At 66.8% G+C, this 16,316-nt stretch carries 16 protein-coding genes; 7 read left to right on the forward strand and 9 right to left on the reverse strand.

Annotated elements, in window-relative coordinates:
- The first annotated feature begins 95 nt into the window (after positions 1 to 95).
- From AC0NZQ_RS03950 to AC0NZQ_RS03965, 4 genes are all read left to right on the forward strand, one after another.
- Complete coding sequence (locus tag AC0NZQ_RS03950) at positions 96 to 1,076, forward strand: hypothetical protein (protein WP_474528332.1); 981 nt, start codon at positions 96 to 98, stop codon at positions 1,074 to 1,076.
- Positions 1,077 to 1,126: 50 nt separating this feature from the next.
- A complete protein-coding gene (locus AC0NZQ_RS03955) occupies positions 1,127 to 2,419 on the forward strand; it encodes a hypothetical protein (RefSeq protein ID WP_474528333.1) in 1,293 nt (430 codons plus the stop codon).
- 224 nt (positions 2,420 to 2,643) lie between these two features.
- Positions 2,644 to 3,456 (forward strand): hypothetical protein, encoded by an 813-nt coding sequence (locus AC0NZQ_RS03960; protein WP_474528334.1) that lies wholly within the window; start codon positions 2,644 to 2,646, stop codon positions 3,454 to 3,456.
- 98 nt (positions 3,457 to 3,554) lie between these two features.
- Positions 3,555 to 3,869 carry a hypothetical protein gene (locus AC0NZQ_RS03965; protein WP_474528335.1) on the forward strand — a complete coding sequence of 105 codons (315 nt, stop codon included), beginning with the start codon at positions 3,555 to 3,557 and terminating at the stop codon, positions 3,867 to 3,869.
- Positions 3,870 to 3,873: 4 nt separating this feature from the next.
- On the opposite strand, the gene AC0NZQ_RS03970 is transcribed toward AC0NZQ_RS03965, so the two are convergent.
- The 4 genes from AC0NZQ_RS03970 to AC0NZQ_RS03985 all read right to left on the reverse strand — a co-directional run bounded on the left by AC0NZQ_RS03970 (position 3,874) and on the right by AC0NZQ_RS03985 (position 6,090).
- Positions 3,874 to 4,389 carry a hypothetical protein gene (locus AC0NZQ_RS03970; protein WP_474528336.1) on the reverse strand — a complete coding sequence of 172 codons (516 nt, stop codon included), beginning with the start codon at positions 4,387 to 4,389 and terminating at the stop codon, positions 3,874 to 3,876.
- Between the two features lie 209 nt (positions 4,390 to 4,598).
- Entirely contained in the window at positions 4,599 to 4,802 is a 204-nt protein-coding gene (locus AC0NZQ_RS03975; RefSeq protein ID WP_474528337.1) for a hypothetical protein, read from the reverse strand.
- Positions 4,803 to 5,430: 628 nt separating this feature from the next.
- Positions 5,431 to 5,568: a hypothetical protein gene (locus AC0NZQ_RS03980; RefSeq protein ID WP_474528338.1), complete on the reverse strand. Its 138-nt coding sequence runs from the start codon at positions 5,566 to 5,568 to the stop codon at positions 5,431 to 5,433.
- Positions 5,569 to 5,769: 201 nt separating this feature from the next.
- Positions 5,770 to 6,090 carry a histone-like nucleoid-structuring protein Lsr2 gene (locus AC0NZQ_RS03985; RefSeq protein ID WP_474528339.1) on the reverse strand — a complete coding sequence of 107 codons (321 nt, stop codon included), beginning with the start codon at positions 6,088 to 6,090 and terminating at the stop codon, positions 5,770 to 5,772.
- A 1,418-nt stretch (positions 6,091 to 7,508) separates the two neighbouring features.
- Here AC0NZQ_RS03985 and AC0NZQ_RS03990 point away from each other — a divergent pair.
- Complete coding sequence (locus AC0NZQ_RS03990) at positions 7,509 to 8,522, forward strand: hypothetical protein (protein ID WP_474528340.1); 1,014 nt, start codon at positions 7,509 to 7,511, stop codon at positions 8,520 to 8,522.
- An 86-nt stretch (positions 8,523 to 8,608) separates the two neighbouring features.
- Here AC0NZQ_RS03990 and AC0NZQ_RS03995 read toward each other — a convergent pair whose 3' ends face one another.
- The 3 genes from AC0NZQ_RS03995 to AC0NZQ_RS04005 form a co-directional block, all read right to left on the reverse strand.
- Positions 8,609 to 9,796 (reverse strand): hypothetical protein, encoded by a 1,188-nt coding sequence (locus AC0NZQ_RS03995; protein ID WP_474528341.1) that lies wholly within the window; start codon positions 9,794 to 9,796, stop codon positions 8,609 to 8,611.
- A gap of 403 nt (positions 9,797 to 10,199) precedes the next feature.
- On the reverse strand, positions 10,200 to 11,264 hold the full coding sequence (locus AC0NZQ_RS04000) for a hypothetical protein (protein WP_474528342.1): 1,065 nt from the start codon (positions 11,262 to 11,264) through the stop codon (positions 10,200 to 10,202).
- Between the two features lie 204 nt (positions 11,265 to 11,468).
- Complete coding sequence (locus AC0NZQ_RS04005) at positions 11,469 to 12,017, reverse strand: hypothetical protein (RefSeq protein ID WP_474528343.1); 549 nt, start codon at positions 12,015 to 12,017, stop codon at positions 11,469 to 11,471.
- Positions 12,018 to 12,028: 11 nt separating this feature from the next.
- Here AC0NZQ_RS04005 and AC0NZQ_RS04010 point away from each other — a divergent pair, with 11 nt between their 5' ends.
- Positions 12,029 to 12,415: a VOC family protein gene (locus AC0NZQ_RS04010; protein WP_474528344.1), complete on the forward strand. Its 387-nt coding sequence runs from the start codon at positions 12,029 to 12,031 to the stop codon at positions 12,413 to 12,415.
- A gap of 418 nt (positions 12,416 to 12,833) precedes the next feature.
- Here AC0NZQ_RS04010 and AC0NZQ_RS04015 read toward each other — a convergent pair whose 3' ends face one another.
- Both AC0NZQ_RS04015 and AC0NZQ_RS04020 read right to left on the reverse strand, forming a co-directional pair.
- Positions 12,834 to 13,670: an alpha/beta hydrolase fold domain-containing protein gene (locus tag AC0NZQ_RS04015; protein WP_474528345.1), complete on the reverse strand. Its 837-nt coding sequence runs from the start codon at positions 13,668 to 13,670 to the stop codon at positions 12,834 to 12,836.
- A 295-nt stretch (positions 13,671 to 13,965) separates the two neighbouring features.
- Positions 13,966 to 14,631, reverse strand: a complete 666-nt coding sequence (locus AC0NZQ_RS04020) for a TetR/AcrR family transcriptional regulator (RefSeq protein ID WP_474528346.1) — start codon at positions 14,629 to 14,631, stop codon at positions 13,966 to 13,968.
- Positions 14,632 to 14,698: 67 nt separating this feature from the next.
- On the opposite strand from AC0NZQ_RS04020, the gene AC0NZQ_RS04025 reads away from it, so the two are divergent.
- Positions 14,699 to 16,306 (forward strand): succinic semialdehyde dehydrogenase, encoded by a 1,608-nt coding sequence (locus AC0NZQ_RS04025; RefSeq protein WP_474528347.1) that lies wholly within the window; start codon positions 14,699 to 14,701, stop codon positions 16,304 to 16,306.
- The last annotated feature ends 10 nt before the right edge of the window (positions 16,307 to 16,316 follow it).

Raw genomic sequence — 16,316 nt, forward strand, 5'->3', positions numbered from 1 at the left:
GAGCACACGTTCGACCGAGGGTCAGTTGTTCAGTTACTCCTCTGGATCATCTCCACGCTGGCGATGATCTCTGTCTTCGTTCGAGGAGTAGCCCCGTGTCAGACCGCGCCGACCCCACCCGCGCCGACCTAGTCGACGAGACAGGGGCTGCTCCCGAACCCAACCGCGCAGAAGAAGCCGCCGGCCGGCCGAGCAGCCTGCAACCAGGTCATCCTTTGCCGGCCGACCCCCGAGACCGGGATGCTGCCCGCGCCCTGCTCGTTCACATCGTCACCGCGCAGCGCGACTCCGGACACGCGCAATCAACCGCAGCCGGGGTCAGCTCACACATGCGGGCAGCGTCGCCAACGTTCAACCACGCCGCCTTGGACTTCCGGTCCTTCCGCGACTTCCTCAAAGATGCAGCCGAGCACGGCGCTGTCACCGTGACCTGGCCAGAACCCGGAAGTGGGTTGGACGCCTACATCTGGCTGCCTGGGGAGGAGCAGCGCCGACCGGCGACGCGCCGCGCCGAGCGGCCACCGCGGGTCCGCCCGCAACTGTGGCGAGCGTTCATGAACTGGGCCCCCGCAGTCGATCGCTACTGGGACCAGCAACATCAAGAAGTCGTTGAGCAGACCGCCGGGACCGCCGCCACCCGCGACCTCGTGCCCATCACAACAGTGTCGATCGAACAGCAGATCGAATGGATGCACGCGTTCACAGACAACCTCGACGCCACCGCAGGCGAGCGACCGGCGCTGCAGTCCGCGCTGCAGACCGACCGACCCGCTGCCGCATTCGCTGCCGTGATCCGGCAATTTTCCGCCACCGACAACCAGTGGCGCGACACCCTCGTGCGCCATGTCGCCGACATCATCGAAGCATGGAAGGCGACCCACAACGTCGCCGTCGATATCTTCGAGACCGATGGACCCAAGCCCGTTCCGTCGCAACGAGCAGGTCGTGCGCCGCGGGGATCAGGAGAGCTCAGCGACGGAGAGGTGCGCGAACGCGTGATCGCCGCCGTCCGCGCCATGCCGATGGCCGAGGTTCTCCAGCTGCGCATCCCGGTCGAGTACCTGCTCCGGCAATGACTGCTCCTGCGAGCGGCGGTCACCTGCGCCGACTCGCAGACAACGTCAGGATGCTGGCCGAGGTACCGCCGGCAACCGGGCTCCACCATCCGCTGGGCCTCGGCATCGCAGAAGCCCACCGGTGGACGTTCGGCGCTGCCGGTGACGTGGTGTTGCCGACCAGTCCGGCGGCGTTGATGCAGCTTGCGCAGACCGTCGGCACCCCCATATTCGGGCTGGGTGAAGACGACCGTGAAGCGGCATGGCGTGCATTGCTCACCACGCCGACCCTGGGCTACCTGCTGCCGGGCCCGGACCTGACGCTGTGGGGCACGCGGGGCGTCTCGGCACCGGCACACGTGACGCAAGCGCTGCGCCACATCGTGCTCGCCTGCGCCGTCGCGCGAGGCCGGCCCGACATCATCGACGGCGTGCTGGACTACGAACCCGTGGTCGGGATCGCCGAGCTGCTCATCGCAACAGACCCCGCTGCCACCGGTGCAACACACGCCTGGATCAATGCCCAATGGTCGACATCGGCTGCCGACACCATCGCAGCGCTCGAGTCGGTGCATGCCCAGCTGGCCCAAGCACACGGGCTCACCGTCGGCAGGTCCACGCGCCGCCGGCGTGGAGCGCCCAGTCAGCCGCGCCTGGCAGACCCGATGTCGATGACCATCGTGATGCCGTCGGCGGCGAAGTCACTGCTGGACACGACCGACCTGGCCGCCCGAATGCAGATCGCTGCCGCCATCGCGGGATTCGACGCCACCGTGAGGCGCGTCGGTCCCCGTGGGTCGCGACCGACCCGCATGCTCATCGAACGCCTCACACAGTCGCCGCCGTCGGTCCTGATCGTCGCCGACGTGGCGCTGGACGACGCTGCCGAAGCGATCGGTGCCCACGCGCGATCGGCGACCAATGCACGTATGTTCCCGCTTGCCTACGAAACCGGTGGCGCGGCGTTCCTGCCGCGCTTCCGCGCACTGCTGAGCGCTCTCGCCGGCGTCTCCGCCAACCACCTGCCCCTGAGCCCGAACCGAGCGGTCGCCCCCTCCGCTGCCCCAGCGCCAGCTCGTAACGCCGCCCCAATGCCTGTGACCAGCGTTGCCAAGACGATGGTGCACGCCACCTGGGGTGCGTTCGAGAAAGATGCAGAAACCGGTTATTGGTACTCGCGGGACCGAGCCAAACACGCTGAGCGCAGTGACGACGCGGGTCCCGCCGGCCAGTTCAAGCGGTTCGTCGAAACGGCAACCGGCCTCAGCTGCGACGCAACCGTCGACAGCGCAGGTCGCCCGCTGAACGGGAAACACGAGAGCTACATCGGCAAGTTCATCCCCTGGGGGGATCTGCATGGGTGAGCCGGAGGATGCGTCTGACCGGGCCATCTGCGGCGCAGAGGTCACCAGCACCGCAGACGCGTTCTGCACCGCGGGTCAGCTCACGTGGCGCGCGACGGCCGATGCAGCGGCGCGTGACGGCGATGCTGACAGCAGATGGGCATACCGTCTTGACCCGCAGCCCGTCCCAGCCTGTGGCACGGTGCGGTCCGCAGTCGGTACGGCGTCAGCAATGGAGGTAGGACGTGGCACGCCTCCGACGCATTGAACAGATGGTGGTGCGCGAGCGAGAATCTGTCCGCGAACTCGACCTGTCCGCGGTGCGCTGGCTCGATCCACTGCATCTGGTGTCAGCAGCCGCCGTCGCGCACCAGGCCCACCTCGACGGCGTCCGCTTCGTCCTGCGCGGACTCGACGATGCCCAGGCCGGATACGCCGCCCGCATGCACCTGGACCACGTAATGGAGGAGTTCAACTTCCCGCACAACCTGACACCACGAGGTCGAGAACACGACCGCAGCGACAGCCTGCACGAGCTGCACATCATCCGGACGCCCACGGACGTCCGGACCTTGGCCAACCTCGTCCACGACCGAGTAGCCGGCCACGAGCCGGACACCGCGGCGGCGCTGCACACCGGCGTTGCCGAGATCGGCGGAAACGTGTGCGAGCACTCGCAGGCCCAGGTCGGCTTCGTCGCCGCGCAAGCGATCGAGTCACTGTTCCAGCTGCGTTTCGCGGTGGCCGATGCCGGTGTCGGGCTGCTCGCGACGCTGGTCGGCCGCGGAGCGGCGAACGAGCGGGCCGCACTCCGGATGGCTTTGAACGGCACCAGCGGAACCGGCCGTCGCGGACACGGCACCGGACTGCCATCGACCGTTCGAGCCGTCACCGGCCTCGGCGGAAGCGCCGTGCTGGCCTCCGGGGACGCAGCAGCATTGATCACCACCCAGGGACGTCGCCAGTACACCGCCAGCCGAGCGCTACCGGGAACGCTGTTCGAAGGGCGCTTGCCGATCTCCACAGGCCGACACCATCAACGGACATCGGCCGAATAGCAACCCCGTCTGTGGGTCGGACGGTGTACGCGCCGCCGGGAACATGAAACAATGTCCATAGGTTGACCTAGGTAGGTCCGTGATGGTAGGAGGCTCAGATGGCGAGTAAGAAACTCGAGCTTCCTCGGCTGGTGGCAGGCCGGGACTACGCAGACGAGATGGTCGACACCAATCTCGCGGACATCGCGGGCGACTCGATTGTCATCGACGCGTCCCGTCTGATGAGCGGCACGTCATCATTCGCGGCCCAGCTCGTCGAGAAGATCCTCGTCGACGGCAAAGCCACCGACCTGGTGCTGTCGCAGTCACCGGCGACGTTCGCCGAATACGTCATGCAAGCCGCTCGCGCGCTCAACGTGACCGACAAGGTCGACGTCGTTATGCCCGCGGACGCGCAGTTGGCAGCCAGCTAACCGGTCAGCGGTTGCGCCGCCGCCATCCCCGACGTCGAGGTTTGGCCCGGGCCACTTCGTCGGCTGCAGCAGGAAGACCGTCCTTCGACACCAAGGCCCGACCAATCACGGCGTTCATCGTGTCCCACCGGTCGCGTTCGGTTGCATCGTTGACCGACTCGCCCACCTGAGAGATCGACGCGATCTGCGCAGTGTCACGCCAACTCGCCAACACCCGGAGAACCTCCGGGGAATCGACTCGCGTGATGAGCACATCCAGCAGCGATGCCGCGTCCTCGAAGCGGGCCTCGGCGTCGATGAAGGCCTCGGTGCGCTCACCCCGATCACGCCGACTCACCCGCCCGTAGGTCCGCAGTGCATCCCGTAGCTGACGAGCCGCGTCGTGCGCCTCGTTCAAGGCGACACGTCGGCGCTCATACTGCCGCGCGATGTCCTCTCGTTGCGCCAGGAACCACTGGCTGATCGCGGTGACCACCAAAGACACCACCGCGGCGATCAGCGCTGGTTCCAGCGAGCTCACACGTACTCCCAACGTGCACATGCGCAGGTGTATACGGTCATCGACGGGCCCGCGCCGCCCAGCGACGTACCGAACCTAGCCTTCGTCGACCGTCTCGTTGACAAAGCCTGGACGACCCCATGACTGCGGCACAAGCCTCGTGCGGAGTCTCCGCGCGGATCTTCGCACCGGAGCTTCACCACTGCGGGTAACGCGTCGCGCGGCCCGCGTCAGCGTGCGGCCAGCACGACTCGGACCGCGGCGGCGTCCTCGCTCGTCAGATCTGTGCGCTCGGCGACGCGCTGCAGCAGAAGTCGAGCGGCCGCACCGGTTGCCGCGTCGTCGTCCAATGCGAAGCGCAGCAGTTCGGTGACCACGATCGATCGGCGGGCCTGCTCGTGCGAACCGAACCACTCATCAGCGCTAGCACGCATGCGACGCATCCTGACCCCACTTCGGAACGACCCTGAGCCACCCGGCCTGGGTGGGCTCGCAGGCCAGTGTCGTCGCACCGGCGTCGTCACATCAGCACCGTTGCACCAGCACGGATACCCCAGCACGGATACCCCAGCACGGATACCCCAGCACGGATACCCCAGCACGGATACCCCAGCACGGATACCCCAGCACGGATACCCCAGCACGGATACCCCAGCACCGTGCGCCAAGCAGCGTGGCTGCATCAACCAGCGTGGCTGCATCAACGTCGACGTCCGCACATCGATCCGTCGGCGTCAGTAGGGCACCGTGCCGTCGTNACCAGCACGGATACCCCAGCACGGATACCCCAGCACGGATACCCCAGCACGGATACCCCAGCACGGATACCCCAGCACGGATACCCCAGCACGGATACCCCAGCACGGATACCCCAGCACCGTGCGCCAAGCAGCGTGGCTGCATCAACCAGCGTGGCTGCATCAACGTCGACGTCCGCACATCGATCCGTCGGCGTCAGTAGGGCACCGTGCCGTCGTGAGGCCGATGCGACCCCCCCGCCGAGACGCGGCGATGCCAGCCTGCGCGGTGGCCGCCTGCGACACCACGGCGTGAGGGGACGTCCTACTGCCGATGCTCGATGCGGGGCTGCACCGGCAGCGGACGCTGCGCCATCTCATGTTCGCCAGTCAGTACGCCGCCCGGAAGATCAGCGGCACGCAGCAGCGAGTCGTACTCCACCCGCACGTACGTGTCGCCCACGGCGGGAATACGGCGCCTCGCGATCGGGGGTGACCGAGCCACCGTGCCCTCCCGCGTCGGGCGGTGTGGCTCGTGCTCGAAGTGGCTTGCTTGCGCTTTAGAAGACTCGATGTGATCGAAGCCGCAGCCCACCGCGGATCCTAGCTAGTCAATGCAGGTGCCCGCTGGTAGGGCGCCAACGAAGCCCCAGCATCTGGTCGCTCAACGGCGACATGCGGCAGCAGCCGGTTGACTCAGTGCTCCGCGTCGTACGCCTCTTGCACCGATTGTGCGATTCGGCGAGGTCGTTTCGGGACCGCTTCGTCTGGGATGCAGCGGTGTGCGACCGCGGCTCGGCGTGGCCCGAACTTTGCGGGCGGCAGCGACGTACGGCTGAACAGCTTTCTCGAACGCGCTGATGTTCTTCTTCGAGAGCTCCAGCTCGTAGTTGATGCCGTCGACGCTGAACGAGACCGTCCGCTCGGACCTGGAGCCGTCGAGGTCGTCAGTGAGCGTGACGATGGTTTCGGTCTTTTTTGCCATGTTCCGGACCTTCGCCGGGCATGGCGCGTCTGGCCGGAAAGCTCGGCCAGGTTGAAGCATGGGTCCTCGGCAGTAGCTGCGCCTGTCGGTCGGCGACGTCGACGCGTCCGTGTCTGCGCGGGGGCCGGCCCTGCTCGGATCGGTCGGGATAGCGTCCGTACAGTCGAGGGCTCCGTGTTGGCGCGTTCGGGGGCTTCGTTATGTCTAGTGTGATCACCACTTGGACGCCACTTGTTCTGGCCGTAGTGGCCGCTTCGGCGCTCGTGGTGAATCTGTTTCAGATGCGCCTGACGCGGCGGTCACTGCGAGCGGCCGAAGAATCGATCCAAGAGGCACGCCGTGCTCGTATCGATGCGCTCGCTCCGCGCGTTGTTATCACCGAAGTTCCACCGCCAGTCTGGCCCCCGCGGAGGCGCAACCCGTCGTGACTGGGGCGCGAAACAATCTTCAGTCGGGCACCCGGTACGACCTCCCAGGCCATGCGGACAGGAAACTGCTGATGTCGACGTACGTGTGCGTCACGAACGAATCGGCTACCTCGGCATTCGTGACCCTGCCGCCAGGCGGCATCGTGGTAGCCGAGCGCGGTGGGCGCCCGGAGGCAGCGGGCGTAGAGGTTCTTCGATGGTTCGGCCAGCAGCCAACTACTTTCAGGCTCTGCCCTCACGAGGCGGCGTGGATTTTACTCGAAAATGGTCACACAGTCTCCGAGTGGGCGGCGCTTTGGAAGAAGTTCGAGGGTCGTATTGACGCTGCGTGTTTGGAAGAAGGCGAGACTGTTCCTGGGATTCAGTTTCGTATAGAGGTGCGCTCGCAGTCGCTTCCGGGATGGTGTGACAGCCTCGCCGTCAGTGTCCTCGGCTTCCCGATATCCCCGCGCGAAGGTGCGATGGGCGCTTGGGATGCGGTGACGCATGTGCGGACGACCCTTGAGTCTATAGCGTCCACGCACGTCACCTTTGTCGGCCGCACTTACACCCAACTTGCAGCGCGACATTGCTTTCCGGCAGGTAGGCCTAGTTATGCGTAAGGGAATAGATTCCGGCTTTTCGCTGCTATGCGATTAGGAAGTCGCCAAGAGCGGTGAGCGGGCGATCTCGACGGGAGTCGTCTAGCTGCCTCGGGGCCAGGCTCGTCAGCCGCTCGGTGTTGACACCTCCTTCGTGCTGCCAGGCGCGAAGCGGCGCGGAACACCGCCAGCGCGGTTGGGGTTCCGGCCCGTCATTGCCTACAGCTGAGCGGCAGTCTCAGAACGCGACGCGTCGATCGTGATCTCCATGGTGGTCTGCCACGACTCGCTCAAATGTTTCGTCGTCGCTAGCGTCAGATCACTGCTTCGACCTCGGGAGGTTGCTGTGCCGGTTGAAATGGCACTCTGGCGTATCGGGGACACGCCGCTGCGACTTCGGTCCGCCGGTATGCCCACCGAAGAGCGGCTCGAAGAGCTGATCGAGCAGGACCCGAGCATCCTGGGCACTCGCCTGATGATCGTCGGCCGGCAGGTCAGGACCGACTTCGGTGGGCGCATCGACTTGCTCGCAGTCGACGGCGACGGCGATGTCCACGTCCTCGAGCTCAAACGGGACAGGACGCCACGCGACGTCGCTGCCCAAGCCCTGGACTACGGGCTGTGGGTCAAGGGACTGAGCAACGACGCCGTACGACGAGTCTTCGACGACTACGTGCACCGACCCGGCTCCTTCGACGAACACTTCGAGACCACCTTCGGATACGCGCCTCCTGACGACATCAACTCCACCCACTACCTGACGGTCATCGCCAGCGAGGTCGACGCCGCCACCGAGCGCATCGTGGAATACCTCGCAAGCTACGCAGTACCGATCAACGTGCTGTTCTTCAGGTACTTCGAAGACGGCGACCGCCAGTACCTTGCGCGAACACTGCTTCTCGACCAGGAGCAGTCGGCCGCCTCCCCGCTCAGCACAGCGAACAAGACCAAGGAACCGTGGAACGGCATCGACTGGTACGTGTCGTTCGGCGAGTACGCCGAAGGTCGCTCCTGGAGCGACGCCGTCAAGTTCGGCTTCGTCTCCGCCGGCGGCGGCGAATGGTTTTCCCGAACGTTGCGCAACCTCCCCATCGGCGGCCGAGTGTTCGCATTCATCCCGAAGGTCGGATACGTGGGAGCCGGCATCGTGCACGCACCCGCAGCCCGCTACGACGAAGCCGTCCTGGACGTCGACGGGGCCATGCGACCGTTTGCTGGTCTCCCACTCGAAGGCACCTACGTGCATCCCAACGGCGAGGCCGAATGGGTCGTGGGCGTGCAGTGGATCGCGACACGCACCCGAGATGACCCGATCCGGTTCCCGGCAATGTTTGCCAACCAGAACAGCGCGGCGCGCATGCGAAGTCAGACCACCCTAAAGCGCCTCTATGAAGCCTTCGGGATCGACGATTCCACGGACTGAACTACCGGCGTCACGATCGGCCGGTCGCCGACACGCCCGCCTCGACCGGATCATCGATGCGGACGAAGCTTGACACTGACCATCGGCTAGCGAGGCTTCTTGGTGGCGCCCCGCCACCAGTTGATCAACGCTCCACGCGCCAGATACGCGAAGGTGTGCAGATACATTGGGATGTCCTTCCCTGACCACTGGTTGGCACCGGTCCCGGCCCATGGCCAGGTCGGCACCTCCTCGGGGGGTCCCTCCCTACCGAGCACAGGCAGCAGCGGCGAGCACATCGGATCAGGGAACGGCAGCCCGGCGTGCAGTGCTCGGGAGCGGTAGTTATAGACCTGCGTCAACCGTTCGCGGTAGTCCGACCAATCCAGCTGCGCATCCACTTCCGGGCGCACTGTGGGCGGGCCCGACCGGTACTTGTCTAAGAAGTTCAAGAAGCGGTCGGTCACCCTGACCATTTGGGCCAGCTCTTCTCCGACCTTCTCGGCATGGTCACTACCGCCGGCCGCAAGCAGTTCCTGCCACACCGTCGGGAAGTGTTCGGCGAAGCGCGCGGCCACGGGCTGGGTGCCCCTGGTCTCCGGACGACCATCGATCGCGGCAGCCTCGATGGCCGAGACGAAGTAGATCCACGCCTGGTTGGGGTCGCTGTCAGCTACCCATGTTCCGTTCGAGAACAGCCGCGCAGCCCGAACCAGCGTGCGGGCGTTCGTCCCCGTCAACTGCGGGAACAGGTCCAGCAGGTCGGCCACTCCGCCGATGTCGACGCTGTCTGGAACGGAGTCGAAGAGAATGGTCCTCGTCCGCGGCGCAGGCCCGACCCAGACCGGTTCACGGTGGTTCGCCTCTAGCGGCAGGCCGAGCGCGTCCCTGCCGCTTTGAGTCCAGAGTCTTGTCATGCCGCCGGATCGAAGCCGGGCACCCGTGGCGAGGCAAAGGAGCGCAGCAACCTCATCCTCGCTGCCACCGCCGTGGAAGCCGGCGTCGAAGGTCTCACCCGTTGGCGGAGAGGCCCCGCGCTCGGACATGGACTGCGACTCAGCGATCCGGATCACCGCAATCCGCCTGACTTGGCCAGGAACGCGGTCGACCATAGTCGGGATCACCGAAACGGGAGAGTTATCTGCTGTTAGGCCGCTGTCGAGTTCGCTGTCGGAGTATAGCGAGAACTCGCAACGCTCAGTCACGACGCGCGGATCGAAGCGTCGCCACGCCCTCCACAGAGTGGTTCCTTCTCCGTCTGCGACCGGATTCGCCGGCTCAGTCTGTTCAGGCACGTCAAAGACGATGCCATAACGGCGACCCAAACCGCAGACGCTGCTGTCTCGGAGAGCGCCAGCCGGGTGATGTACGAGATCGTACGAGGTGCGAAAGCGCGCCATCTGCGGTGCGGCAACTCTTGAAGAGTCACCGACCAAGCGCAGAGCCGCCGCGGCGAGCCGGCGGGCCCATGCCAGCTAGACGGGTAACGTAGCGCACGCGGCGGCCTCGGCCTGCCGAGTAGCCGTGCCATACGGAGATCTGGTCAGCCAAGAAGAGGTGTCAAGTGTTGACCACAAGTTTTTGGCGGGTTTTTCTGCACCGATGCCGCGGCTTGTTCACTGCGTGGAGTCCAAGCCTACAGAGGGCGACCAGGCGTTGTCATGAGGGCCAGCGGGTCGAGGCATCCGAAGAAAGGGCTTAAAGCCGACCCAACTCCAGTAGGTTCCTCGTCAAGAGACTAGCGGCGTCGGCAGAGTCTCGTCGTTGGGCGGGTCCTTTCGCAGCCCGTCTCCCAGCCAAGTTGCCAGCGCTGCGCCCTGCCGCCTTCCCAGCGCCTCCAGTGACCGCTCCCACCGCGAGCCCAAGTAGAGACCCTGTTGCGGCGGGAAGCGCCATTGTCAGGACCGCGCTTCGAGAACGGATCCGGTCCAACCTAGCGAGGCAATCCTTGAGAAGGTCCTTTGACGCCTCATTCAGCTCGCGTCGATACTCGGCCCCCGAACCGTTAGGCACGATCGACAGTATTTGGTTCAGCGCGGATCGAAAGATCGCGAAGACCTCCTCATCGGAGCGAACGCGCAATGCCAACGACAGGTCGAGGTCTAGCCTCGGGATGGAAAGGGTCGACGTGAATTCTTCGCCGGTCATCACCTTGTCTGCGTAGCGAGCGTACGCAGTCCCGTACGCCGAGGTGAACAGAGGGACCATCCCGCTCGTCCGAGCAAGATCGTCGATTGCAATGATCCGTTCGAACTCGTCGATATTCACCTTGCCGATTGTTGCGGCACTTGCGCTTCGCCAGGGGTCGTCGCCTCCCATTAACGATTCCCAGTAGAGCAGGGCGTCAGAAGCCGTCGGATTCTCCTCGTTGATCCAGCTGTCCAGCCCGATAGCCTCCCTCACCACCGGATTGTCGATCATCACCGATGGCGAAGAGTACTCACGTGTGCCCAAGTCGGGACGTGGCACAAACTGGAGGGTTCCATCGCGCACCAGCGGCATGAGTTGCACTAGGTCCGCGCAGGTGAACGCCAGGAGGTCGCGTGCTGCGACGAGTTGCATACTATGTGCGTCGATCGGACGATGCGAGATGGTCCTCCCGTGTTCGACGCGCAGCCGCATTAGCGGATCCGGCATCGCAAGAGCTTCGCCATAAAGAACAAAGTTGGGGAGGCCCGCGGCCTGTCGGATCGGCTCATCTCCATCTTGCTCGAGAAGCCAGGGATCAGGCGCACCATCGGCTCGGAGCAGCTCGACAGCCATTTGTGTCCATCCGCCGAGGGGGGCCGTGTACCTCAGTCGATCCAGGAGTTCCTCGATCTGATCCAGCGGGTCACGGATATCCGAGTGGCGAGGTCCCGGGACAGAGCCTCACCATAGAAGTCCTCAACGATCACATGGCCGCTGATCCATACCATTTGAGACTCCAGTCGGACTACGCCCAGGCACGAGTTGAGGTGCCATTTCCTATGATGCTGCACGGCGCAACAGCGTCCGCCGTACCGATACCGCCGCGCAGCCGTACATCCGGCCGAGGCGCTCGTAGCTCCAGCCCTCGGCTCGGAGGGTGCGGGCTTCGTCGAGGCGATCAAGTGGGATAGAGCCCTTGGGTGGACGAATGGTGACGCTATGCTGGCGGAGGCGGATGGCTGCTGTTTCTTGCACGACGCCGTAGCGGCGGGCCGCAGCTGCGATGCTCATACCGGCTTGGTAGTCAGCTGCCATCTGCTGGACCTGGTCGTTTGTGAGGCGGATTTGGACTTGACGGGGCTTCGGGTGTGTCGAGATGGTGTCAGGAACGGATGACACCATCGTCTCGGCGGATAGCTGCATCGCCTGACCCCAGACCTTTTTGTTCCAACGTTGCGTCAGTTGGGCCGCCAACTGATCGACGTGAGAACCCCCGGACGCTGTCATGCGGTCGGGGTTTTTGTCTTGGTCGGCGGCGACATCGAGGTGAGGCCGCCGCACGGTCGAGCGGGCGGCTCTGGTGCGCTCACCAACGTGTCTCGGCATACCGTGATCGCATGTCCTTCGAGGTCTCCGGCATCGACCACGTCGTCCTCAACTGCGCCGATGTCGAGGTGACAGCGCGCTGGTACGAGAAGGCCCTCGGGGTGCGGGTCGAGACCTACGGCGAGGGACGTACCGCGCTCACCTTCGGAAACCAGAAGATCAATCTGCGTCCCGTGGGAGCGCCGCAGTGGGAGACCGCCAGGGTCGAGGCCGCCGGCAGCCTCGATATCTGCTTCGTCACCACTGCCTCGCTCGACGAGGTGGCAGCGGCGTGGCGCGCGGCGGGGATTGCCGTCCACGAGGGACCGATCGCACGCAGCGGGGCCCGCGGTGCCATCACCTCGCTCTACGCGGTGGATCCGGACGGCAACCTCGTCGAGGTCGCCCGCTACGCATGATCACCTGATGTGTCCGGCCCCACCGTCTGCGCTGCGACGAGTCGTGCGAGAGGAGCTCAATGGCGCAAGACCTCCGAGGTTTCCGAAGCCTGCCGGTTGCGACCCGACTGGCCGTGTACCGGGCTGCGAAGGCCGGGCAGCGCTATCCCGATCCGGTCGTGGCGCAGAAGGCATGGGCGTGGGCTCAGGCGCGAGCTACCCGGCGCGGTCGCATCCGCTTCGTCGTCGATGTCGTGGTCATCACCCTGCTTTCGGCCGCGGCGGGACACGTATCGGATGAGTTCGGCCAAGGCTGGTGGTGGCGCGAGGGTCGGACCGCTATCTATCTGTGCCGCATGGGACCCCCGTGAACGCCGGCCACCACGTTCCGCAGAGGCGTTCCGCCACATCGCGGCCCAAGCCGCGCCGCGACTGACCGTCAGGCGGGGGTGAGGGCGGCGCCCACCCAGGTCGCCATCGACGTCATCAGCCGACGTGCCTGCGCCTCCCCGGCGCCGTGCAGGAAGTAGTGATCGACCCCCGGCGCGATGACGTGCTCGACCGGGACGTCGGCCTCGGCGAGGCGAGCGGCGTAGCGGTCACCCTCCCGCCGCAGCGTGTCGTGCTCGGCGGTGGCGATCATGGTCGGCGGCAACCCGGCGACGTCCGGGGCGAGCAGCGGCGACGCGACGGGGTCTCGGCGGGCGGTGACATCGCGGAAGTAGGTCTCGCGCACCAGCGTGAGCAGCCGGGTGTCCACCATTCCGCCGGGGTTGCTGCGCACCTTCTCGCCGGCGTCCTCGGCGACATCGAGCGACGGGACGCCGAGCAGCAATCCGCGAAGCGGAGGCCCGTCCCACCGCATCGCGACCGAGGCAGCCAGGTTTCCGCCGCCGCTGAAGCCACCCACGACCAGGGGGAGATCGGCGAGGTGGCCGGCGACGTCGAGCATCTGGTCGTGGGCGATCGGGAACCGGGCCTGCGGGGCCACGTCGTAATCGGGCAGGACCACCTCGACGCCGGTGGTGGCGACGACGAAGCGGGCCCAGAAATCGTCCATCTGCGGGTACCGGGTGATGAAGGCACCGCCATGGAGGTGGACATAGCGCGCCGGCCGGCTACCGCCGTAGACCAGGCACCGCACCCGGCCGTGGCGGGTGGCGATCCTGATCCGCCGCGGTGCGGGGAGCTCGTCGCCGGCGAGCACGAGCGATCGGCCGTACCGCGGCCGGCTCCGCTGCGCGACGAGCGCGGTGAGGTCATGTCGCAGGCCCATGCCCGGCGTTCGTGGCGGGACACCGCCGCAGATTCGACGAGACGGGAACGGGGGACACCTTCAGCCCGGGACGTGACAACCGTCACTCAGCGAGGCAGACTCATGAACTAACGAAGATTTCACATTGATCGGAGGTCGCCATGCTTCATCATCTGCTCGGCCGGGTCGGGCGCCGACGTGCCTTCTGTCATGGTCGACACCTGTGGACCGACATGGCCATGCCGCCGGCGTGCGTGCGCTGCGGGCGGTCGAAACTGCGCTGACGGACCAACTCCCACGGCGGAGCCCAGCTGCCTCAGCGCTCGCTGCGGAGCAGCCCCGGCACGGCCAGGGCGTCGGCCAGGTCGTCCGGCGTGGCGAGGAGGGCGACGGCGACGCGGGCCATGGTGCGCCGCGCCCAGGCGAGATCCACCGCATCGCCGGGCTCGGCCAACGCGACTCGGAACCCCACGTACTCGAAGGTGTTGAGCAGGGTGTCGACGTCCTCCGGCGGGGGCGGGGTCCGGCCGAGGCGGATGAAGCGGGTGATGAGGCGTTCGCGCAGCAGGGACAGTGTCCGCTCGCGGTGCGGCGACACCGGCGACCCCGGGTCGTGCAGCTCGCTGAAGAGTGGTCGCAGCGCCGGACCGTGGCTGCGAGCCCACTCCAGGTAGGCGTCGATGCCGGCGATCACCATCTGGACCTCGTCGTCGGCGCTGTCCAGGGCCGCCTGCAGGCCGTCGGCGAGTGCGAGGTCGGACTCGTCCAGGATCACCTGCAGCGGCTGCTCGGCGTTAGCGAAGTAGCGGTAGAAGGTGGGGCGGGCGATGCCGGCGAGCTCGATGATGACGGCCACGCTGAGGCCGTGGGAGCCCCGCTCGGCGAAGGCGGCTCGGGTGGCGGCGACGATCCGGGCGCGGACGGCTTCGGCGTCCGCCTCGCTCTGCGGCGGCCGTCCACGTCGCTTGACACCACTCGTCACGGCATTAGGCTAACAGCACTGTTCACTGAACATCACCGTTCAGGTAATTGTTTGCGGAGGCTTCGGTATGACTGCCAGCGTCGATCAGCGTCCCGAACCGCGCCCGCAGCGGCGCCGCAGCGACCGCATCGGTGCCGCTCTCTCGCCCGAGCGGGTGGCCGAGCTGGTCGCGCGCGCGACCGCCGGCGGCGCTCCGGCCGTGACGACGCATGCCCCGGCGACCGGCGCGACGATCGCCGACCTGCCGCAGTCCTCGGCCGCCGACATCGACGACGCCTTCGTCCGTGCCCGCGCCGCCCGGCACGAGTGGGCCGCCCGTCCGGTCGCCGAGCGGGCCAAGGTGCTCGGCAGGCTGCACGACCTCATCCTCGCCCGGCAGGGCGAGATCCTCGACATCCTGCAGACCGAGACCGGCAAGGCTCGCGCGCACGCCTTCGAGGAGGTCGCCGACGTCGCGATCAACGCGCGGTACTACGCCCGGACCGCCGCCTCGCACCTGCGGCGGCACGACCGCGCCGGCGTCCTCCCGCTGCTCACCAGCGCCCGCGAGATCCGCCGTCCCAAGGGCGTCGTCGCCGTCATCTCGCCGTGGAACTACCCGCTGGCCCTCTCCGTCTCCGACGCGCTGCCCGCCTTCGTCGCCGGCAACGCGGTGGTGTCACGGCCGGACAACCAGACGGCGCTCACCACGCTCTGGGCCCACGAGCTCGCCGAGCAGGCGGGGCTTCCGGCCGGGCTCTGGCAGGTCGTCCTCGGCCGGGGCCGCGATGTCGGCGGCCCGATGATCGAGCGCGCGGACTTCGTCGACTACACCGGCTCCACCGCCACCGGCCGTGACATCGCCTCGCAGGCGGCGGCGCGGCTCATCGGCTGCTCGCTGGAGCTCGGCGGCAAGAACCCGATGCTCGTCCTGCGGGACGCGAACCCGCGCAAGGCCGCCGAGGGGGCGGTGCGGGCGTGCTTCTCCTCCGCCGGCCAGCTCTGCGAGTCGATGGAGCGGCTCTACGTCCACACCGACGTCTACGACGAGTTCGTCGACGAGTTCGTCGGCCGGGTGAAGCGGATGCGCCTCGGCGCGGACCTGGCCTTCGACTCCGACATGGGGACGCTCACCTTCCCGCGGCAGCTCGAGACGGTGCAGGCCCACGTCGAGGACGCCGTCGCCAAGGGTGCGACCGTCCTCGCCGGCGGCAAGCCCCGCCCGGACCTCGGCCCGTACTTCTACGAGCCGACCGTGCTGACCGACGTCACCCCGGAGATGCTCGTCCACGGCGAGGAGACTTTCGGCCCCGTCGTCTCGGTGTACCGCGTCGCCACCGACGACGAGGCGATCGACCGGGCCAACGACACCGCCTACGGGCTGAACGCGAGCATCTGGACTCGCGACGCCAAGCGCGGCCGGGCCCTGGCCGAGCGGATCAACGCCGGCGCGGTCAACGTCAACGAGGGTTACACCGCGGCGTGGGCGAGTGTGCAGGCGCCGTGCGGCGGGCTCGGCGACTCGGGTCTCGGCCGCCGCCACGGTGCCGAGGGCATCCTCAAGTACACCGACACCCAGACCGTCGCGGTCCAGCGGCTGCTGCCCATCGCGCCGCTGCCGGGCATGTCGGATGCTGTGTGGGCCAAGACGATGACGGCGGCGCTGTGGGCCTTCCGCCGCGTCGGGATGAAGTAGAGGAGCGGGT

The sequence above is a fragment of the Jatrophihabitans sp. sgz311053 genome, from assembly GCF_056135305.1.